This window comes from Phenylobacterium sp., assembly GCF_016124325.1.
GTDB lineage: Bacteria > Pseudomonadota > Alphaproteobacteria > Caulobacterales > Caulobacteraceae > Phenylobacterium.
Genome location: NZ_WGNY01000039.1, coordinates 35,352 through 52,922, shown reverse-complemented (window position 1 = coordinate 52,922; position 17,571 = coordinate 35,352). Strand labels below are relative to the sequence as shown.

General features: G+C 69.2%; 13 protein-coding genes. 5 read left to right on the top strand and 8 right to left on the bottom strand.

Going from position 1 to position 17,571, the window contains the following annotated elements:
- The 5 genes from GC203_RS20405 to GC203_RS20385 form a co-directional block, all read right to left on the bottom strand.
- Positions 1-402 (bottom strand): hypothetical protein (locus GC203_RS20405; RefSeq protein WP_293458382.1); only part of this gene is annotated, 402 nt, incomplete at its 3' end.
- Positions 403-482: 80 nt separating this feature from the next.
- Positions 483-2,354 (bottom strand): adenylate/guanylate cyclase domain-containing protein, encoded by a 1,872-nt coding sequence (locus tag GC203_RS20400; protein WP_293458381.1) that lies wholly within the window; start codon positions 2,352-2,354, stop codon positions 483-485.
- Between the two features lie 3 nt (positions 2,355-2,357).
- Complete coding sequence (locus GC203_RS20395; RefSeq protein ID WP_293458380.1) at positions 2,358-3,191, bottom strand: phosphodiesterase; 834 nt, start codon at positions 3,189-3,191, stop codon at positions 2,358-2,360.
- 49 nt (positions 3,192-3,240) lie between these two features.
- Positions 3,241-4,674, bottom strand: a complete 1,434-nt coding sequence (locus GC203_RS20390) for an aldehyde dehydrogenase family protein (protein ID WP_293458379.1) — start codon at positions 4,672-4,674, stop codon at positions 3,241-3,243.
- Positions 4,675-4,702: 28 nt separating this feature from the next.
- Entirely contained in the window at positions 4,703-6,349 is a 1,647-nt protein-coding gene (locus tag GC203_RS20385) for an acetolactate synthase large subunit (protein WP_293458378.1), read from the bottom strand.
- A gap of 172 nt (positions 6,350-6,521) precedes the next feature.
- Here GC203_RS20385 and gdhA point away from each other — a divergent pair, with 172 nt between their 5' ends.
- Positions 6,522-7,880 carry an NADP-specific glutamate dehydrogenase gene (gene gdhA / locus GC203_RS20380; protein WP_293458377.1) on the top strand — a complete coding sequence of 453 codons (1,359 nt, stop codon included), beginning with the start codon at positions 6,522-6,524 and terminating at the stop codon, positions 7,878-7,880.
- Between the two features lie 172 nt (positions 7,881-8,052).
- On the opposite strand, the gene GC203_RS20375 is transcribed toward gdhA, so the two are convergent.
- Genes GC203_RS20375 through GC203_RS20365 form a run of 3 tightly spaced genes read right to left on the bottom strand, consistent with a single transcriptional unit; the run spans position 8,053 to position 13,266 of the window.
- Entirely contained in the window at positions 8,053-9,930 is a 1,878-nt protein-coding gene (locus tag GC203_RS20375; protein WP_293458375.1) for a cytochrome c3 family protein, read from the bottom strand.
- A gap of 1 nt (position 9,931) precedes the next feature.
- Positions 9,932-10,810, bottom strand: coding sequence for a hypothetical protein (locus GC203_RS20370; RefSeq protein ID WP_293458373.1), 879 nt, complete (start codon positions 10,808-10,810; stop codon positions 9,932-9,934).
- A complete protein-coding gene (locus GC203_RS20365) occupies positions 10,807-13,266 on the bottom strand; it encodes a cyclic nucleotide-binding domain-containing protein (RefSeq protein ID WP_293458372.1) in 2,460 nt (819 codons plus the stop codon). Before GC203_RS20365 ends, GC203_RS20370 begins: the two co-directional genes overlap by 4 nt.
- Before the next feature lie 134 nt (positions 13,267-13,400).
- On the opposite strand from GC203_RS20365, the gene GC203_RS20360 reads away from it, so the two are divergent.
- The 4 genes from GC203_RS20360 to ccmI are packed head-to-tail and all read left to right on the top strand — an operon-like array spanning position 13,401 to position 17,568.
- Positions 13,401-15,368: a heme lyase CcmF/NrfE family subunit gene (locus GC203_RS20360; protein ID WP_293458371.1), complete on the top strand. Its 1,968-nt coding sequence runs from the start codon at positions 13,401-13,403 to the stop codon at positions 15,366-15,368.
- On the top strand, positions 15,368-15,904 hold the full coding sequence (locus GC203_RS20355; protein WP_293458370.1) for a DsbE family thiol:disulfide interchange protein: 537 nt from the start codon (positions 15,368-15,370) through the stop codon (positions 15,902-15,904). The genes GC203_RS20360 and GC203_RS20355 overlap by 1 nt, the downstream gene beginning before the upstream one ends.
- On the top strand, positions 15,901-16,365 hold the full coding sequence (locus tag GC203_RS20350; RefSeq protein WP_293458369.1) for a cytochrome c-type biogenesis protein: 465 nt from the start codon (positions 15,901-15,903) through the stop codon (positions 16,363-16,365). Before GC203_RS20355 ends, GC203_RS20350 begins: the two co-directional genes overlap by 4 nt.
- Entirely contained in the window at positions 16,366-17,568 is a 1,203-nt protein-coding gene (gene ccmI / locus GC203_RS20345) for a c-type cytochrome biogenesis protein CcmI (protein ID WP_293458368.1), read from the top strand.
- Positions 17,569-17,571: the final 3 nt, after the last annotated feature.

Here is a 17,571-nt window from a genome sequence, read left to right as displayed (position 1 = left end):
GTCGAAGGCCTCGTGCAGGGCGTCGACCAGTTCGTCTTCGAGCCGTTCGGCCTCGGGGCGTTCGTGCTCGGACCAGATGAGCGCGCTGACGGCTTCCTCGACCTCGGCCATGCGGCTGAGCACGCCGAAGTCGGGGGCGGGGCGGTTGGCGAGGATCTCGCGGGTGCGTTCGGCGCGTTCCAGGTCGCCGACCTCGCGGCGCAGGCGGGCCTTCATGGCCAGCGTCTGGCGGTAGGAGCGGGCCAGGCCCTCCAGGGGCCGGGCGAGAGCCACGGCGCGCTCGTCCTCATCCTCGGCCAGGGCCTCGATGCGGTCGGCATAGCGCATGGCCAACCCGAGCAGGCGCTCGGACAGGCGGCTCAGGCCGTCGAGGTCGGCGGTGATGTCGGGGGACTGTTCCAAGGAGAACAAATATAGAACATCTGGCGTGGAATGTCAAGGTTCCCAGCTCCCGCCGCCTGCGGCGGGGGAGGTAGGGCGCGCTACTCGCGAGGGCCGTCGTCGGTGGGGGAAGTGTAGGCGGGGATGGGGACCGGCACGCCCTTGAGGTCGATCTCGCCGACCGGTTCGATGGGCACCTCCTGGCGGGCCAGCCGCAGGGTGTCGCCGGAGAACAGGATGCGGGTGCCGAAGGTCTTGTTGGCGGCCTCCAGGCGCGCGGCGATCACGACGACTTCGCCATAGGCGGTGTAGTTGAACCGGCGCTCGCCGCCGAAGTTGCCGACCAGGCCCACGCCGGACGAGATGCCCATGCGCGTGTAGCCGAAGCGAATGCCGCGCTCGATCATCCGCCGGCGGATCTCCTTGGCGTAGACGTCGATCTCGCGGGCGCAGGCGATGGCGCGGTCGGCGTGGTCGGTGGACGGCACGGGCGCGCCGAAGATCGCGATGATGCCGTCGCCGGTCATCTTGTCGATCATCGCCTCGTGCTTCCACAGGATGTCGATGACGCCGTCGAAGTACTCGTTGATGACGCCCTCGAAGGTCTCGAGGTCGAGGCTGGCCACGAGGTTGGAGAAGTTCTCCAGGTCGGAGATCATCACCGTGATCTCGCGCTCCTCGGCGCCGATGGTCACGGCCTCGCCGCCCTCGACCATGCGGTCGATCACCTGGGGCGCCAGGTAGCGTTCCAGGGTCGAGGAATAGAAGGCGCGCTGGGTCTGCAGCTCGGCCGCCGACAGCCGGCTGAGGACGAAGAAGCCGAACGCGAAGCCGATCACCGGGGCCATCATCGGCAGCATGAGGGCCAGCTGCTGGTAGGCGTAGAACGCGCCCACGCCGAACAGCACGATCAGCGCGAGCACCGTGCCCAGGGAGATCCACAGCGCCTGGGTGGAGCGGCCGATCAGCGCGCCGATCAGCGCGGCCAGCAGCACGATCGCCGCGCTCCAGATCGTGCCCGGCGCCTTGATCCGATCGTGCTCCAGCATCTGGGCCAGGGCGTGAACGTGCACCTCCACGCCCGGCGTGCCCTGCACATGGCCCGGCAGGAACCGCAGGGGCGTCATGTGCATGTCTTCCTTCAGCGTGTCGGAATCGGCGTGCGCCGACCGCGTGACGCTGCCGATGAAGATCACCTTGTCCTTGAAGAACTCGGCCGGAAGGAAGGGCGCGAAGGCGGCGGAGTAGGACGGCGTGATGGCGCCGAGGTTCTCGGCGGTGAGCTTCGGATCGGGTTCGCGGTAGCGGATGGTGAAGGGCTTGTCCGGCGGGCTCTTGTCGCCGAGCGCGAGCGCCGCGCGGCCCGACAGCGACCAGTACTGGCTGGGCTTGGGATCGTACTTGCGGATGATGTCGTCGACGTCGTTGTGCATCAGCGCGCGCGCGTCGGCGTAGAGCAGCTTGGGGGCGACCGGGAAGTCGACGCCCGCCTTCAGGTTGGGGTCCACGCCGACGATGATCGGGTGGGTCGTGCTGGCGATCCGCGCCTGGAAGTCGTTGAACTCCTCGTCGGACGACCAGATGTCGAGCAGGTAGTCGACGACGATGGCCTTGGGTCCCTTGGCGTCGAGCGCCGCCAGCAGGTCGCCCAGCCAGGCCTTGTTGATCGGCGCCAGGCAGTGGCAGGGCGAGGACTCGCGCATGGCGTTGATGGCGTCGTCGTCGATCTTGACGACCACCAGATCGCCGCGCGCCGGCGGCGCGCCGCGCGCGACGCGGAAGTCCTCGGTCTGGCGTTCGATCAGGCGCACCGGGACGGTGGTGTTCAGGTAGAGCGCGGCGGCGGCGGCGGCGACCGCCACGACCAGCGTGATCACCACGTCGGCGAGCTGCTTGCCGCCGATGGCGCGCAGCCGCTCCACCGCGGCGAGCAGGCCGCCCATCAGGCCTCGGCGCGATCCCTTGGCGGCCATCGGTCAGGCGAGCGTTCGGAAGGGGAAATTGTAGGTGACGGCGGGCGCGTAGTCGCCGGCCAGGCACACGTGGGTGGTCAGTTCGTCGCGTTCGGACATCAGGAGCACGAAGCCGGGCGGCTCCTCCACCAGGATCTCGCGGCCGTCGGGCACGTGCATGTCGACCTCGGTCAGGTCCAGCGTGAGCTGGATGGACGTCGCCGGCGCGGCCGAGACCATGTGGCCGGCGAAGAGGCCGTTGAAGGCGCGGTGGATGTGGCCGCACATCAGCACCTTCAACTGGTCGCGGCCCCGCAGCGCCTCGGCCAGGCGTCGGATCCAGGGCGAATCGGGTTCGGGGTCCATCCATCGGATGCCGCTGAGGATCGGCGGGTGATGCAGGATGACGGCGGTCGGCCGGTCGGGCGCGGCGTCGAGCGTGGCCTCCAGCCAGGCGGCGCGCGCCTCGTCGTACTCGCCGTGATTCGGGCCGCCCAGGGTGTCGCAGACCACCATGCGCATGCGGCCGAAGTCGACCGCGTACTGGACATAGCCGTTCGGGTCGGTCTGGGCGCCGGGCCCGTCGAACACGCTGAGGAAGGCCTCGCGGCCGTCGTGGTTGCCGAGCGCGTAGTAGATGGGGATCTCGCTGTCGGCCATCAGCCGCTTGAGCTCGAGGTACTCGTCGTGCTCGCCCCGGTCGACGAGGTCGCCGCTGGCGATGATGGCCGCCGGGCGCGGGCGCAACTCGTGGATCGCCGTCATCACCTGACGCAGGCGCGCCTCATTACGCCGCTGATTCAGCGGGTCCTTGTCGGTCGTGACGTGGAGGTCGGTGATCTGAGCGATCGTCAACACCAAGCCGCCTCCCCAAGCAGCGCGCACTGTCCCGTAGAGATACGCAAGCTCAGCGGCGACGGATGACCAGATTCCGGATTTCGGTCATGTCCTCCATCGCGAAGCGCACACCTTCACGCCCGAGCCCTGAGTCCTTCACGCCACCATACGGCATATTGTCGACGCGGTAGCTGGGCACGTCGCCGATGACGACACCGCCGACGTCCAGCCGATCCCACGCCTCCAGCATCCGATAAAGGTCGCGCGTGAAGACGCCCGTCTGCAGACCGAACTTCGAGTCGTTCACTTCGTCGAGAGCTGCGTTGAAATCGGTGAACTTCGACAGGATCGCCACCGGCCCGAACGCCTCCTCGGCGTAGAGCGCGGCCTTGCGGTCAACGCCTTCCAGAAGCGTGGCTTCCAGCATGGCGCCCTCGCGCTTGCCCCCGCAGAGCAGCGTGGCGCCGCCTTCGACCGCCTGCTGGATCCAGCTGTCCAGGCGGCGGGCCTCCTTCTCGTCGATCATCGGGCCGACGAAGGTGGATTCCTCGTGCGGGTCGCCGGCGATGAGGGTCCTGGTCTTGGCGACCAGGCGGTCCTTCAGTTCGTCGTAGATGTCGGCGTGGATGATGATGCGCTGCACGCCGATGCACGACTGGCCCGACTGGTAGAACGCGCCGAAGATGATCCGCTCGACGGCGTCGTCCAGGTCGGTGTCGGCGTCCACGACGACCGCGGCGTTGCCGCCCAGCTCCAGCACCACCTTCTTCTTGCCGGCCTTGGCCTTGAGGTCCCAGCCCACGCCGGGCGAGCCGGTGAACGACAGCAGCTTGAGCCGCTCGTCGGTGGTGAAGAGGTCGGCGCCGTCGCGGTGCGCGGGCAGGATCGAGAAGGCGCCCTTCGGCAGGTCGGTCTCGGCCAGGACCTCGCCGATGATGATGGCGCCCAGCGGCGTGCGCGAGGCGGGCTTCATCACGAACGGGCAGCCGACGGCCAGCGCCGGGGCGATCTTGTGGGCCGCCAGGTTCAGCGGGAAGTTGAACGGGCTGACGAACGAGCAGGGGCCGATCGGCACCCGCTTCCACATGCCCTGGTAGCCCTTGGCGCGGGGGCTGATGTCGAGCGGCTGGACCTCGCCGGTCATCCGCACCGATTCCTCGGCGGCGATGCGGAAGGTGTCGATCAGGCGCGTGACCTCGCCGCGGGCGTCGCGGATCGGCTTGCCGGCCTCGACGCACAGCGCGTTGGCCAGTTCGTCGAACCGCTCCTGGAAGCGCTTGACGCAGTGCGCCAGCACCTCCTGGCGGGCATAGGCCGGCATGCGGGCCATTGGCTCGGCCGCCTCGACGGTGGCGGCGATGCCGGCGTCGATGGTCTTGGCGTCGGCCAGGGCCACCCGCGTCGCCACCTTGCCCGTGTACTTGTCCGTCACCTCCAGGTCGAGGTTCGGGGTCCGGGCCTCGTTGGCGAGGTAGAGCGGGTAGGAGTCCTTGAGGGCGGTCATGTCCCGTATCCTTTCAGGGCTTCGAGGCTCAGATCGCCGCGCTCAGTTCCTTGATCTGACGGTTCAGGATCAGGTCGTTGTCGGAATAGTCCACCGGGCAATCGATGAGGTGCACCCCGGGGGTGTCGAGGCAGCTGCGCAGCACCGTCGGCAGCGACGCGGCGCTGTCGATCCGCACGCCGTTGGCGCCGTAGCTCTTGGCGTATTCGACGAAGTCCGGGTTGCCGTAGGTCAGGCCCCAGTCCTTGAAGCCCATGTTGGCCTGCTTCCAGCGGATCATGCCGTAGCTGCCGTCGTTGAGGATCAGGACGGTGACGTTCAGCTTCAGGCGGACGGCCGTCTCCAGCTCCTGGCTGTTCATCATGAAGCCGCCGTCGCCGCAGATCGCCAGGACCTTGCGCTCCGGGTAGACCATGGCCGAGGCCATCGCCGAGGGCAGGCCGGCGCCCATGGTGGCGAGCGCGTTGTCGAGCAGCACGGTGTTGGGCATGCGCGCCGGATAGTTGCGCGCGAACCAGATCTTGTAGACGCCGTTGTCCAGGCAGATGACGCCATCGGTCGGCATGGCGTCGCGGACCTGCTTGACCAGGTGCTGCGGATAGATCGGGAAGCGGGTGTCGCCGTCGGACTTGGCCGTGTGCTCCACCTCGGCGGCGCGGGCCTTGTACATCGCAGCGAAGTCCCAGCCCGCCTGGGGCAGGATGTCTTCCTTGATCTGCCAGATGGCGTTGCCGATGTCGCCGATCACCTCGTACTGCGGGAAGTAGACGGGGTCGACTTCGGCCGAGCGGAAGTTGATGTGGATCACCTCCGCGCCGCCGCGCTGCATGAAGAACGGCGGCTTCTCGATCACGTCGTGGCCGACGTTGATGATCAGGTCGGCGGCGCCGATCGCCCGGTGCACGAAGTCGCCGGCGGAGAGGGCCGCGCAGCCCATGAACTTCGCGCTCGTCTCGTCGACCACGCCCTTGCCGAGCTGGGTCGAGACGAACGGGATGCCGGTCTTCTCGATGAACTGGGTGAGCATCCGGCTGGTCATGGTGCGGTTGGCGCCGGCGCCGATGACCAGGATCGGCGACTTGGCCTGCTCGATGCGCTTGGTCGCCGCGCGGATCGACTTCTCGTCGGCCACGGGACGGCGCGCGTTGCTCTTCGGGATCGGCGTGGAGTCGGTCTCCTCGTCGGCCACGTCCTCCGGGAACTCCAGGTGCACGGCGCCGGGCTTCTCCTCCTGGGAGAGGCGGAACGCCTCGCGGATGCGCGAGGGGATGTTGTCGGCCGAGGCGAGCTGGTGGGTGTATTTGGTGAGCGGCTTCATCATGTCGACGACGTCGAGGATCTGGAAGCGGCCCTGCTTGGACTTCTTGATGGGCTTCTGGCCGGTGACCATCATCATCGGCATGCCGCCCAGGGTGGCGTAGGCGGCGGCGGTCACGAAATTGGTGGCGCCCGGGCCCAGGGTGGCGACGCAGACCCCGGCCTTGCCGGTGTGGCGGCCGAAGGTGGCGGCCATGAATCCCGCGCCCTGTTCGTGGCGCGTGAGGATCAGCTTGATCTTCTTCGAGCGGCTCAGGCTGTCGAGGAAGTCGAGATTCTCCTCGCCTGGAACCCCGAAGACGTACTCGACGCCTTCCTCTTCCAGGCACTGCACGAACAGATCAGACGCCTTGGCCATTTCACTTCCCCCATCCAGCTTTCCGAGTTGTCGGCAAAATAGCCGGTCTTGTGAAGGGGGCGCGTCGGAGCCCGCAAAATTCGTTGGCTGATGCGCCTATGTCGCCGGCCAATTCGTAGCTAGGGTTGCTTGAGGGCCGGCGCAGAGGGCGCGGCGGTCACAGGGGGAAGAAATGGCAGTTAGCGATCACGTAGATCTCCCGACCTTCATCGAAGGGGTGAAGCGTCGCAATCCGGGTCAGCCGGAGTTCGTCCAGGCGGTCCAGGAAGTCGCCGAGGACATCTTCGACTTCATCCAGGACAAGGAAGAATACCACAAGTACCAGATCCTCCGCCGGATCGCCGAGCCCGACCGGGTGATCAGCTTCCGGGTGTGCTGGGAAGACGACAACGGCAACATCCGCGTCCAGCGCGGCTGGCGGGTGCAGAACAACAACGCCATCGGGCCCTACAAGGGCGGCATCCGCTTCCACCCGAGCGTGACCGAGAGCGTGCTGAAGTTCCTGGCCTTCGAACAGACCTTCAAGAACGCCCTGACCGGCCTGCCCATGGGCGGCGGCAAGGGCGGCGCGAACTTCAACCCGAAGGGCAAGTCCGACAACGAGGTCATGCGCTTCTGCCAGAGCCTGATGACCGAGCTCTATCGCCACGTCGGCGCCGACGTGGACGTGCCGGCCGGCGACATCGGCGTGGGCGCGCGCGAGATCGGCTACATGTTCGGCCAGTACAAGCGCATCACCAACGAGTTCACCGGGGTCCTGACCGGCAAGGGCCTGGAGTACGGCGGCAGCCTGATTCGCACCGAGGCGACGGGCTACGGCGCCGTCTACTTCATGAAGAACATGCTCGAGACGCAGAAGAACAGCATCGAGGGCAAGAAGGTGGTGATCTCGGGCTCGGGCAACGTGGCCACCCACGCCGCCGAGAAGATCAACCAGCTGGGCGGCAAGGTGCTGACGCTCTCCGACTCCGAGGGCTTCGTCTACGACCCCGAGGGAATCAGCGAGGAAAAGGTCAACTGGGTGAAGGCCCACAAGACCAAGCGCCGCGGCCGGATCAGCGACTACGCCAAGGAGTTCAAGGGCGCCGAGTTCCACGCCGGCCAGACCCCGTGGGGCGTGCCCTGCGACCTGGCCCTGCCGTGCGCCACCCAGAACGAGCTGCTGGGCCCCGACGCCGACAAGCTGCTGGCCAACGGCTGCATCGCGGTGTCGGAAGGCGCCAACATGCCGACCAACCTGGACGGCGTGCACAAGTTCAAGGCCGCGGGCATCCTCTACGCGCCCGGCAAGGCGGCCAACGCCGGCGGCGTGGCGGTCTCGGGCCTGGAGATGAGCCAGAACTCGGCCCGCATCTCCTGGAAGGAGGAGGAGCTCCAGCGCCTCCTGGTCGACATCATGCAGGGCATCCACGACCGTTGCGTCGAATACGGCGGCCGTCCGGGCTCGAAGGTCACCGACTACGTCCGCGGCGCGAACATCGCGGGCTTCAAGAAGGTGGCCGACGCGATGCTGGCCTACGGGGTGGTGTGATCGGCGATTAATCGCGATGGCCGGACCTGTCCCGGCCAACCCGAGACACCGAAAGCGGCCGTCATCGCGCAAGCGGGGCGGCCGCTTCTTCTTTGGGCGAAGGCTCGCGCGTCTGGTTCTTTGGGCGAAGGTTCGCGTGTCTGGGTGGCCGGGACAGGCCCGGCCATGACGGTCAGCCGCCTTCGCCGAGGCTCGCCACGTCCTTGGTCCAGCGCAGGGTTTCCAGCGGCGGATGGCCGGGCGGGGGCGTGGCCTCGCCGGGGGCGTGGAAGCTGTGGCACTCGGCGCAGTCCGACTTGCCGGCCGCGGCGATCTGCTCGGTCGTCTTGCCGTGGCAGGCGGCGCACTTGGGCAGGTCGGGCACCAGCATGTCGGAGGCCTTCTCCGACTTGGCCGCGGCGTGGCAGTCGGCGCACTTGAACGAGCCCGCCTTGCCGGTCTTGCCGATCGCCCCGTGCTCGGGGATCGAGTGGTCGAAGTCGCCGCGCGGCAGGTAGCGTGCCGTCAGCTTCACCGGCGCCATGCGCACGGTGTCGCCCGCCCAGGTGATGGTGTGGCAGTCGAAGCAGGCGCCGCCCTTGGAGAAGGTGGCGCGATAGGCGCTGGCGCCGCTGGCCGAGAACGCCTGGGGCCGGATCTCGCCGGGGCGCTGGCGGCCGCTGGGCGGCGAGCCCTGCAGCGTGCGCCCGGCCAGGGTGTCGACCACCTTCTGCAGTTCGCCGTGCGGCAGGTACTTCAGCTTGCCGTCCGGACCGCGGGCGTAGGCGAGGCTGTGGCAGGCGCCGCAGTCGCGCTCCATCTCGATGGGCTCGAAGCCTTTGCCGCCCGGCTGGGCGCGGTGGCAGTCCTGGCATTCCAGGGCCGCGCCGTAGCCATTGGCCTTGCCCAGGTCGATGGCCTGCCGCGCCACGCCGCCGCGCGGTTCGAGGTGCAGCTTGTGCGGGAAGGTGAGGCCGTTGCGCTCCTGCGGCGCCGAGGTCAGCGCGATCCGCGTGAACGTCGGCGTCGGCCCCGCCGCCGTCATCACCAGCGGACGGAAGGCCGGGTGATGGCCCCAGTCCGGCGTGTCGATCAGCTCGGTCTTGGGCAGGCGCGACTTCATGCCCGTGTGGCAGCTCTCGCAGGTCTGGGTGACGGTCAGGTCGGGCTTGTCGGTGACCGGCGCGTGCGGGTCGGCGTCGGCCGGCGCCTTGGCCTTGGTGTGCTCGATGTGGCAGCTCGCGCAGCGGTCGGTCGGGTGGTTGAAGGCGCGCTGGATGATCACGCTGGCCTTGGAGGCGAGCCCCGGCGGCAGCGGCGCGGCCTTCTCCAGCTTGGCGTGCTCGGCGTGTTCGGAGACCAGGATCGGCTCGAACGGACTGCCTTCGTCCTTCGCCTTGGCGAGCACCTTGGCCTCGGCGCCCTTGTCCGGGCCGGCCTGGTGGCACGACAGGCAGGCGTTGTCGCGCACGGCGACGAAGGTGTTGACGTGGCAGGCCTTGCAGTCGGTCTCCAGGAAGGCGTGGGCCTTGGAGAGCGGCCCGCTCGACCATTGCTGGTCGGGATGGATCTGCAGGTGCGACAGCACGCCGGCGAAGACGAGCGGGACCAGCAGGCAGACCAGGAAAATTCCGGCCCCGAGCGCCCAGGCCATGTTGCGGCGGCCCAGGAACCTGGCCTGCAGCGAGAAGACGCTGGGGGAGGCGTGGTGTTCCTGGTCGTCGCGGGTGACCGTGACGGTGACGCCCTCGTCCTCGGCCGGCTCGAAGGCGAGCGCGTAGCTGCCGAAATAGGCCACCGGATGGCTCGCGGCGTTCAGGTCGGCCCGCTGGACGACGCGGCCGCCGACCGTGAAGGGCAGGCCGCTCACCGACTCCAGGCTGACCCGTCCGGGCCCGCTGAAGCGCATCTTCGCGTGCTTCAGGTCGATGGCCAGGTCGGCGAGGACGATGTCGCTGTCGGCGGCCCGGCCGATCGTGGCCTCGGGCCCGGGGACCGTGCGTTCGCGCACGATCGGATCGCCGCCGCTGGCGCGCTGGGTGATCAGCTTGAGATGGAAGTCCTGGGCCATATCACCAGTATGCGAAGACGCTGACGATGTGCGCGGTCAGCGCCGCCAGCAGGGCGAAGGTCGCGGGGATGTGGATGAACAGCCAGCCCTCGAGCATGGCTGTGATCTGCATCTGCCGGCGCGCCAGCGAGAGGACGTCGGCCTTCTGGCGCAGCAGCTCCTCGATCTTCGCCAGGGCCTCGGCCTGCCGTTCTCCGGCCGGCGGCGGCAGGTTGCGCAGCGCCTTGAGCGCCCGCTGGTTGGCGTCGTCGCCGTGGTTGTTGGTCAGCCGGCGCAGGAAGCCGCCGCCCAGCTCGGTGTCCTCGACCGAGAGGCGGACCACCGCCGCGCCCGCGCGGTCGAGGGGCTGGGCCACGTCGCGGAGCTGGGCGTCCAGCCGCTCCAGCGCGTCCAGCATCTGGCGCCGCGTGATCTCGCCGCGGTTGGCGTGCAGCCGCTGGGGGAGGGTGGCGTAGGCCCAGATGCCGAGCGCGCCCGAGGCGATCACCAGCATCATCAGGGCGTAGGCCAGGGTGTGGATGTTCCAGCCGAACTGGAAGCCGGTGTGCAGCGTCGCCAGCACCACCAGCGACAGGCCCAGGTAGACGTGGGCCGAAACCCAGGCCTTGAGCGAATAGTGGCCCTCGGTGATCACGCGCTTGCGCACGCCCAGGAAGGCCAGCCAGACGATCAGGCCGGCGCTGATGGTTCCCAGGGTGTAGCCCAGCCAGCTTCCGCCGCTGGGCGGCTCGTGCAGCCGCGCCGCCGTCACGAAGTAGACGCCCACGGCCGCGACGCACAGCCCGGTGGCGATCTGGGCGTAGCGGAACCCGTGGTGGCGAAGAAAGCCTTCGTGGGTCCGCTGCCGGACCCGTTCGGTGTGCGCTCCGATCTGGGTCACGGCCGGGCCACCACCTTGTCGACGCGGGCCACCGACAGGAAGGCGTCGGGCGAGACGCGGATCGCGGCGCCGGTGGGGCAGGCCCGCACGCAGGCCGGCCCGCCGGACTTGCCGGAGCACATGTCGCATTTGATGGCGAGCTTCGGGCTCTCGGCCCCGCCGGCCTTGGCGGCCTTCTTGCGCCATTCATAGTCGGGCTGGCCGGGACCCGGGCCGACGCCGAACAGCATCCATGACAGCAGGCCGGGCTTCTTGGGCGGCGGCTTGTCCATCTGGATCACGCCGTACGGGCACGCCCGCTGGCAGTTGCCGCATCCGATGCAGGTGTCGGAGATGAACACCTCGCCGTCGGGCCCGCGCCGGATGGCGTTGGGCGGGCAGTCGCTCATGCAGTGCGGATGCTCGCAGTGGCGGCACGACGTCGGCACGTGGATGTTGGCGAAGGTGGTTCCGGCTTCGCGGTTCAGCCGCGAGAGGCCATCGTGGCTGTCGGCGCAGGCGCGCTCGCAGTTGTCGCAGCCGACGCACAGGCTCTCGTCGATGAGCAGCACGTCGGTGGCTTCGCCGATGCCCTGCTTGATGAGGAAGTTGGCGACCGAGGAGTACATGTCGACGGCGCCGCCGAACTGCTCCTTCTGCTCCTCGATGAAGGCGTTGATCTCGCGCCGCGCCTTCATCTCGGCCTGCATCCGCGCGGCCAGCTCGGGCTTGCGGGCGAGCAGGGCGCGGAACGGCTCGGCCGGCAGCTTGACCACCTGCGAGCGGATGGCGGCCTTGACGGTGGCGACCCGAGGGGACCGCTCGATCATCGCCATCTCGCCCGAGTACGAGCCGGCGGGCACGTAGTTCATGAACACCGGCTTCCCGCCGATGTCCTTCTCCACGATCATTGAGCCCGAGCGGATGATGTAGAGGTCGTCCGACAGGTCGCCTTCGCTGATGATCGGCTGGCCGGGCTTGACGTCCATCACCTCCGAGCCCGCCAGCACGTCGCGGATGTCTTCCGGCGTCAGGCCCGACTTGAAGATCTGCAGCACCTGCCGCTCGGTGGTGATGCGGTTCACGGTGTCGCGGGCCTCGGGCACCTGGGCCATCAGCTTCAGGGCCGCCATGCGCGGGATTTCGATGCAGATGGTGGGCTCGGCCGCGCGGATGGTCGCGCCACGGCGGCGGCCGGAGATCAGGCCCACCTCGCCGAAGATCGAGCCCTGGCCGATCGGCACGGTGATGTTCGGATTGGCGGGGTCGACCTCCACCTTCACCGAGCCGGAGGCGATGCCGAACAGCGACGAACCCTGTTCGTTGCGGATGAAGCAGGGTTCGCCGGCCCGGTAAGCGCGCACCTCGGAGTCGAGGAGGAACTCCCGCATCTGCAGCGGCGACAGGCCGTTCAGGATCTCCACGTTGCTGCGGAGGAACTCCAGCCATTCCGACACGCTGCGATTGCCCGGCAGGCCCTTGAGCTTCTCCTTCAGGAGCGGTTCGTCGGCCGGTTCCAGGTCGGTGACGCCCAGAATGAATTCAACGACGTCGAAGCCCTGGTTCATGCAGTGCTTGATCAGGGGATAGCCGGCGAGCGCCCCGATCACATAGATGCCCGGTTTGGTGGTCTCGAACGTCGGCGACAGGGTCGGGAAGGCCGACGGCTGCTCGCTGGCGAAGGTGACGCCGCAGCTCTCCACGAACTTGCGCGGCGGCGAGGCGCCCATCCGCGCGATGATCCGGTCGCAGCGATAGCGGGACGAGCCCTGGGGCGTATCGACGGTGACCCAGCCCTCTTCGACGAGGCTGGGGGTGGTCTCGGTCATCACCGTCATGCGTCCGGCGTCGCGGGCGGCCATGAGGTTGTCGACGTTCGCCTTCTTGGCGCGGGCGAAGTCGGCCGAGCGGTTCAGGATGGTGACCGTGTTGCCTTGGCCCGCGTCGGCGGCGAGGCCCAGGGCGTTCTCGATTCCCGCGTCGCCGGACCCGATGACGAAGATGTGCTCGTCGGTGTACTCGCCCGGATCGTCGAGCTGGTACTGCACGTGCGGCAGGCTGGCGCCCTCGCAGCGCATCAGGTTGGGGTTGCCCTGGGTGCCGATGGCCAGGATCACGTTCTCGGCCTGGATCGTGCCGCCCTTGCCCAGGTCCAGGGTGAAGGCGCCTTGCTCGCCGGTGATCGCCTTGACCTCGGCCTTGAAGCGGACGTTCACGCCCGCGGCTTTGACGTCAGCGTCCCACTGCTCGAGGATTTTCTCGCGCTTGCCGGCGTCGAACTCGCAGTCGGCGCGCAGGACCAGCACGTTGGGCGTCGCCATCACGTGCTTGCCCTTCTGGTAGCGGAAGATGGTGTCGGACAGGTGGTCGGTCTTCTCCAGAAGGACGTGCGAGACGCCCTTCTTCGCCGCGTGCGCCGCCGCGCTCATCCCGGCAGGACCCGATCCGACGATCGCGATCTTGTAGGTTTCCGCCATACCCCAACGCCCCCAGTACCCCCGGCCATTGGCCGCACCGACTAAGTCTTCACGCTCCTGTCTGGCACTGTAGCATTCCCGATCTTCGCTGAACGCGCTACCACGCGCCGCGGGTCGAAGGGAGCAAAAAGTCCATGTCGGCGGAAGTCGGCCAATTCGCGTTGATCCTCGCGCTGCTGCTGGCGCTCGTCCAGTCGGTCGCGCCGCTGTTGGGCGCGCACAGGGGCGATGCCGCCCTGATGGCGCTGGGTCGACGGGCCACGCTGCTGCAGGCGGCGTTCGTGATCCTGGCGTTCGGTTGCCTGGCTTATGCCTATGTGACCTGTGATTTCTCGGTGGCGCTGGTCGCCCAGCACAGCCACACCACCCAGCCGTTGCCCTACCGCTTCGCCGCCACCTGGGGCAGCCACGAGGGCTCCATGCTGCTGTGGGTGCTGATCCTGGCGATCTACGGCGGGGGCGTGGCGTTCTTCAACGGCACGCTGCGCGAGACGCTGAGGGCCCGGGTGCTGGGGGTGCAGGGCGTCATCGCCACGGCGTTCCTGGGCTTCCTGATCTTCACCTCGAACCCGTTCCTGCGCCTCGACCCGGCGCCGCCGGACGGCATGGAGCTGAACCCGCTGCTGCAGGATCCGGGCCTCGTGTTCCACCCGCCGCTGCTCTACCTGGGCTACGTCGGCTTCTCGATCGCCTTCTGTTTCGCGGTCGCGGCGCTGATCGAGGGCCGGGTGGACGCGGCCTGGGCGCGCTGGGTGCGCCCCTGGGTCCTGGCCGCCTGGATCCCGCTGACCTGTGGAATCACCCTGGGCAGCGCCTGGGCCTATTACGAACTCGGCTGGGGCGGCTGGTGGTTCTGGGACCCGGTCGAGAACGCCTCGCTGATGCCGTGGCTGCTGGGCACCGCCCTGCTGCACTCGGCGCTGGTGCTGGAGCGCCGCGGGGCATTGGTGAGCTGGACGATCCTGCTGGCCATCCTCACCTTCTCGCTCAGCCTGGTGGGCACCTTCCTCGTGCGCTCGGGCATCCTGACCAGCGTCCACGCCTTCGCCGTGGACCCGCGCCGCGGCGTCTACATCCTGGGAATCATCGGGGCCACGACCGGCCTGTCGCTGGCGCTCTACGCCTGGCGCGCGCCGGCGCTGCATGCGGGCGCCCTGTTCCAGGGAATCTCGCGAGAGGGCGGCATCGTGCTCAACAACGTGCTGCTGGCGGTGCTCTGCGCCACGGTCTTCGCCGGGACGTTCAGCCCGGTGTTCATCGAGATGGCCAACGGCGACAAGATATCGGTCGGCCCGCCGTACTACGCCCGCGTCTTCGCTCCGATCGCGATCCCGCTGCTGGCGCTGGTGGTGTTCGGGCCGATGCTGAACTGGAAGCGCGACAACCTTCGCGCCGTGCTGATGCGGCTGCGGATTCCGGCGGCGATCGCGGGCGTGGCGCTGCTGGCGGCGCTGGCGCTCGGCGGCGTGAAGGGCGCGGTCACGGCGGGCGGCCTGGCGGTCGCGGCCTGGCTGCTGGCCGGCTCCGCGGCGATCCTCGGGCGCCGCTGGTGGGCGCAGCGCGCCTATCTGGGCCGGGCGATCCGCACGACGCCGCGGGCCATCGTGGGCCTCACGCTCGCGCACGCGGGCCTCGGGCTGCTGACCCTGGGAATCACCGGCGTCACCGCCTGGGAAAGCGACAAGGTGCTGAGCATGCATCCGGGCGACACGGTCGCCTTCGCCGGGCGCACGCTGACGCTGGAGGCGCTGGATAACGTCCAGGGGCCCAACTACCAGGCGCGCCAGGCGCGCTTCCGGGTCGAGGGGCAGGGCGCGCCCTACATCCTGGAGAGCGAGCGGCGCTTCTACCCGACGGCCCAGTCGCAGACGACCGAGGCGGGCATCCGCGTCGGGCCGCTGGGCAACCTCTACGTCTCGGTCGGCGAGGAATCGCCCTCCGGCCTCGTGGTGCGCATGTGGAACCACCCGCTGATCATCTGGATCTGGCTGGGCGGCTTCACCATGGCGCTGGGCGGCTTCGTCTCGCTCAGCGATCGCCGCCTGCGCCTCGGCGCGGCGGTGAAGCCCGCGATCAAGGTCCAGCCGGTGGCCGCTGAATAATGAAGCGTATCCTGTTCCTGGCCCCGATCGTGGGCTTCGTCGTGCTGATCGGCGTCTTCTTCGCGGGGCTGCACCGCGATCCGACGCTGTTGCCCTCGATGATGATCGGCAAGCCGGTGCCGCAGTTCGACCTGCCGCCCGTGCGGCCGGACGGCCCCGGCTTCGCGACGGCCGACCTGAAGGGCGAGCCGGCCCTGGTCAACTTCTACGCCTCGTGGTGCGTGGCCTGCCGCGTGGAGCATCCGATGCTGATGCGCCTGCGCGCCGAGGGCGTGCCGATCCATGGCGTCGACTGGAAGGAGAACGAGACCGGCCCCGGCTACCAGTGGCTGGAGATGCGCGGCGATCCCTACATCCATGTGGGCGACGACCGCAGCGGGCGCACGGGGATCGACATGGGGGTTTCGGCGGTGCCCGAGACGTTCGTCGTCGATAAGCGCGGCGTTGTCCGCTATCGGCACGTGGGGGCGATCACGCCCGAGGATTGGGACCGCAAGATCGGACCGCTCATGAAGAAGCTGCAGGCCGAATCATGAGGCGGATCGCCGGCATCGCCCTGGCGCTGATGGTCCTGGCCGGACCCGCGCGCGCCGTGAACCCCGACGAGCAGCTCGCCGACCCCAAGCTGGAGGCGCGCGCCGCCAAGCTCAGCCGCGAGCTGCGCTGCGTGGTCTGCCAGAACCAGACCATCGACGATTCCGACGCCGCCCTGGCCCACGACCTGCGGGTGATCCTGCGCGAGCGGATCGCGGCGGGCGACACCGACGACGAGGCGGTGGCGTATCTGGTGGCGCGCTACGGCAGCTTCGTGGAGCTGCGCCCGCCGCTGCGCGCCGACACCATGTTCCTGTGGTTCGGGCCGCTGGCGCTGTTGCTGGTGGGCGGAGCCGCCGCGTTCGTCTATGTCCGGGGTCGCTCGCCGCGCCGGGCGTCGGCGCTGAGCGCCGCCGAAGAGGCCGAATTCGCCGAGCTCATGAAGACCGACGAGGCGAGCTGAATGCTCTGGATGATCCTGACCCTCATGACGACGCTGGCCGCCGTGGGGCTCGCCATTCCGCTCGTGCGCCGGCGCGACGCCGCCGCGGCGGGACGGGCGCAGAACGAGACCCTGGGCGTGCTCAAGGACCAGCTCGGCGAGATCGAGGCCCAGGCCGCCACCGGCGTGCTGGAGGAGCCCGAGGCCGAGGCCCTGAAGAGCGACCTGAAGCGCCGGGTCCTGGCCGAGGGCCGGCGGCCCGAGGCGGCCTCGCGCCCGCTGAGCGACCGGACCCTGGTCTATACCGCGCTGGGCGTGGCGGCCATCGTGGCCCTGGCCGGCACGGGGCTCTACCTGAAGATCGGCCGTCCCGACGTGAAGGCCAGCCCGACCACCCCGGCGGCGGCGTCCGCGGCGGAATCGGCGGCCGCCGGGGGCCATCCGCAGGCCGACGTGTCGGCGATGATCGCCCAGCTCGAAGCCCAGATGCGGCAGCAGCCCAACAACGCCGAAGGCTGGCGGATGCTGGGCTGGTCGTACCTGCAGACCGGCCGCAACGCCGACGCCGCCGAGGCCTATGGCAAGGCCGCCGCGCTCGATCCGAAGAACGCCGACTACCTCTCGGCGCAGGGCGAGGCCACCGTGCTGGCCGCCGACGGCCAGGTGACGCCCAAGGCCGAGGACATCTTCAAGCGCGCGGTGGCGGCCGATCCCGCCGATCCGCGGGCCAGCTACTACCTGGCGGTGGCCAAGGACCAGCGCGGCGAGCACGACGCGGCGATGAACGACTGGATCGCGCTGATCAAGTCCGCGCCGCCCGACGCGGAGTGGGCGGGCCAGGTGCGCGAGTTCGTCGAGCGCGTGGCCCGGGAGCGCAATGTCGACCTGACGGGCAGGCTGCCGCCGGCGGCTGTGGCCCAGGCGTCGCCATCCCAGGCCCCGCGCGGACCCAACGCCGACCAGGTGGCCGCCGCCCAGCAGATGAACCCCGGCGACCGCCAGGCGATGATCGAGGGCATGGTCAACGGCCTCGCCGAACGCCTGAAGCAGAACCCCCGCGACCGCGACGGCTGGGAGCGGCTGATTCGCGCGCGGATGGTGCTGGGCCAGGCCGACCAGGCCGCGGCCGCCTACCGCGACGCCAACCGCGCCTTCGCCGGTTCGCCCGGCGACCAGCAGGCGCTGCGCGAGGCCGCCCGCCAGCTCGGCGTGCCGGTGGGATAGGCC

What these genes read in the sequence shown, in the direction of transcription:
- GC203_RS20400 (WP_293458381.1), bottom strand. Translation starts at nt 2,354, where the DNA reads ATGGCCGCCAAGGGATCGCGCCGAGGCCTGATGGGCGGCCTGCTCGCC.
- GC203_RS20390 (WP_293458379.1), bottom strand. Translation starts at nt 4,674, where the DNA reads ATGACCGCCCTCAAGGACTCCTACCCGCTCTACCTCGCCAACGAGGCC.
- GC203_RS20385 (WP_293458378.1), bottom strand. Translation starts at nt 6,349, where the DNA reads ATGGCCAAGGCGTCTGATCTGTTCGTGCAGTGCCTGGAAGAGGAAGGC.
- gdhA (WP_293458377.1), top strand. Translation starts at nt 6,522, where the DNA reads ATGGCAGTTAGCGATCACGTAGATCTCCCGACCTTCATCGAAGGGGTG.
- GC203_RS20375 (WP_293458375.1), bottom strand. Translation starts at nt 9,930, where the DNA reads ATGGCCCAGGACTTCCATCTCAAGCTGATCACCCAGCGCGCCAGCGGC.
- GC203_RS20365 (WP_293458372.1), bottom strand. Translation starts at nt 13,266, where the DNA reads ATGGCGGAAACCTACAAGATCGCGATCGTCGGATCGGGTCCTGCCGGG.
- GC203_RS20360 (WP_293458371.1), top strand. Translation starts at nt 13,401, where the DNA reads ATGTCGGCGGAAGTCGGCCAATTCGCGTTGATCCTCGCGCTGCTGCTG.
- GC203_RS20355 (WP_293458370.1), top strand. Translation starts at nt 15,368, where the DNA reads ATGAAGCGTATCCTGTTCCTGGCCCCGATCGTGGGCTTCGTCGTGCTG.
- GC203_RS20350 (WP_293458369.1), top strand. Translation starts at nt 15,901, where the DNA reads ATGAGGCGGATCGCCGGCATCGCCCTGGCGCTGATGGTCCTGGCCGGA.
- ccmI (WP_293458368.1), top strand. Translation starts at nt 16,366, where the DNA reads ATGCTCTGGATGATCCTGACCCTCATGACGACGCTGGCCGCCGTGGGG.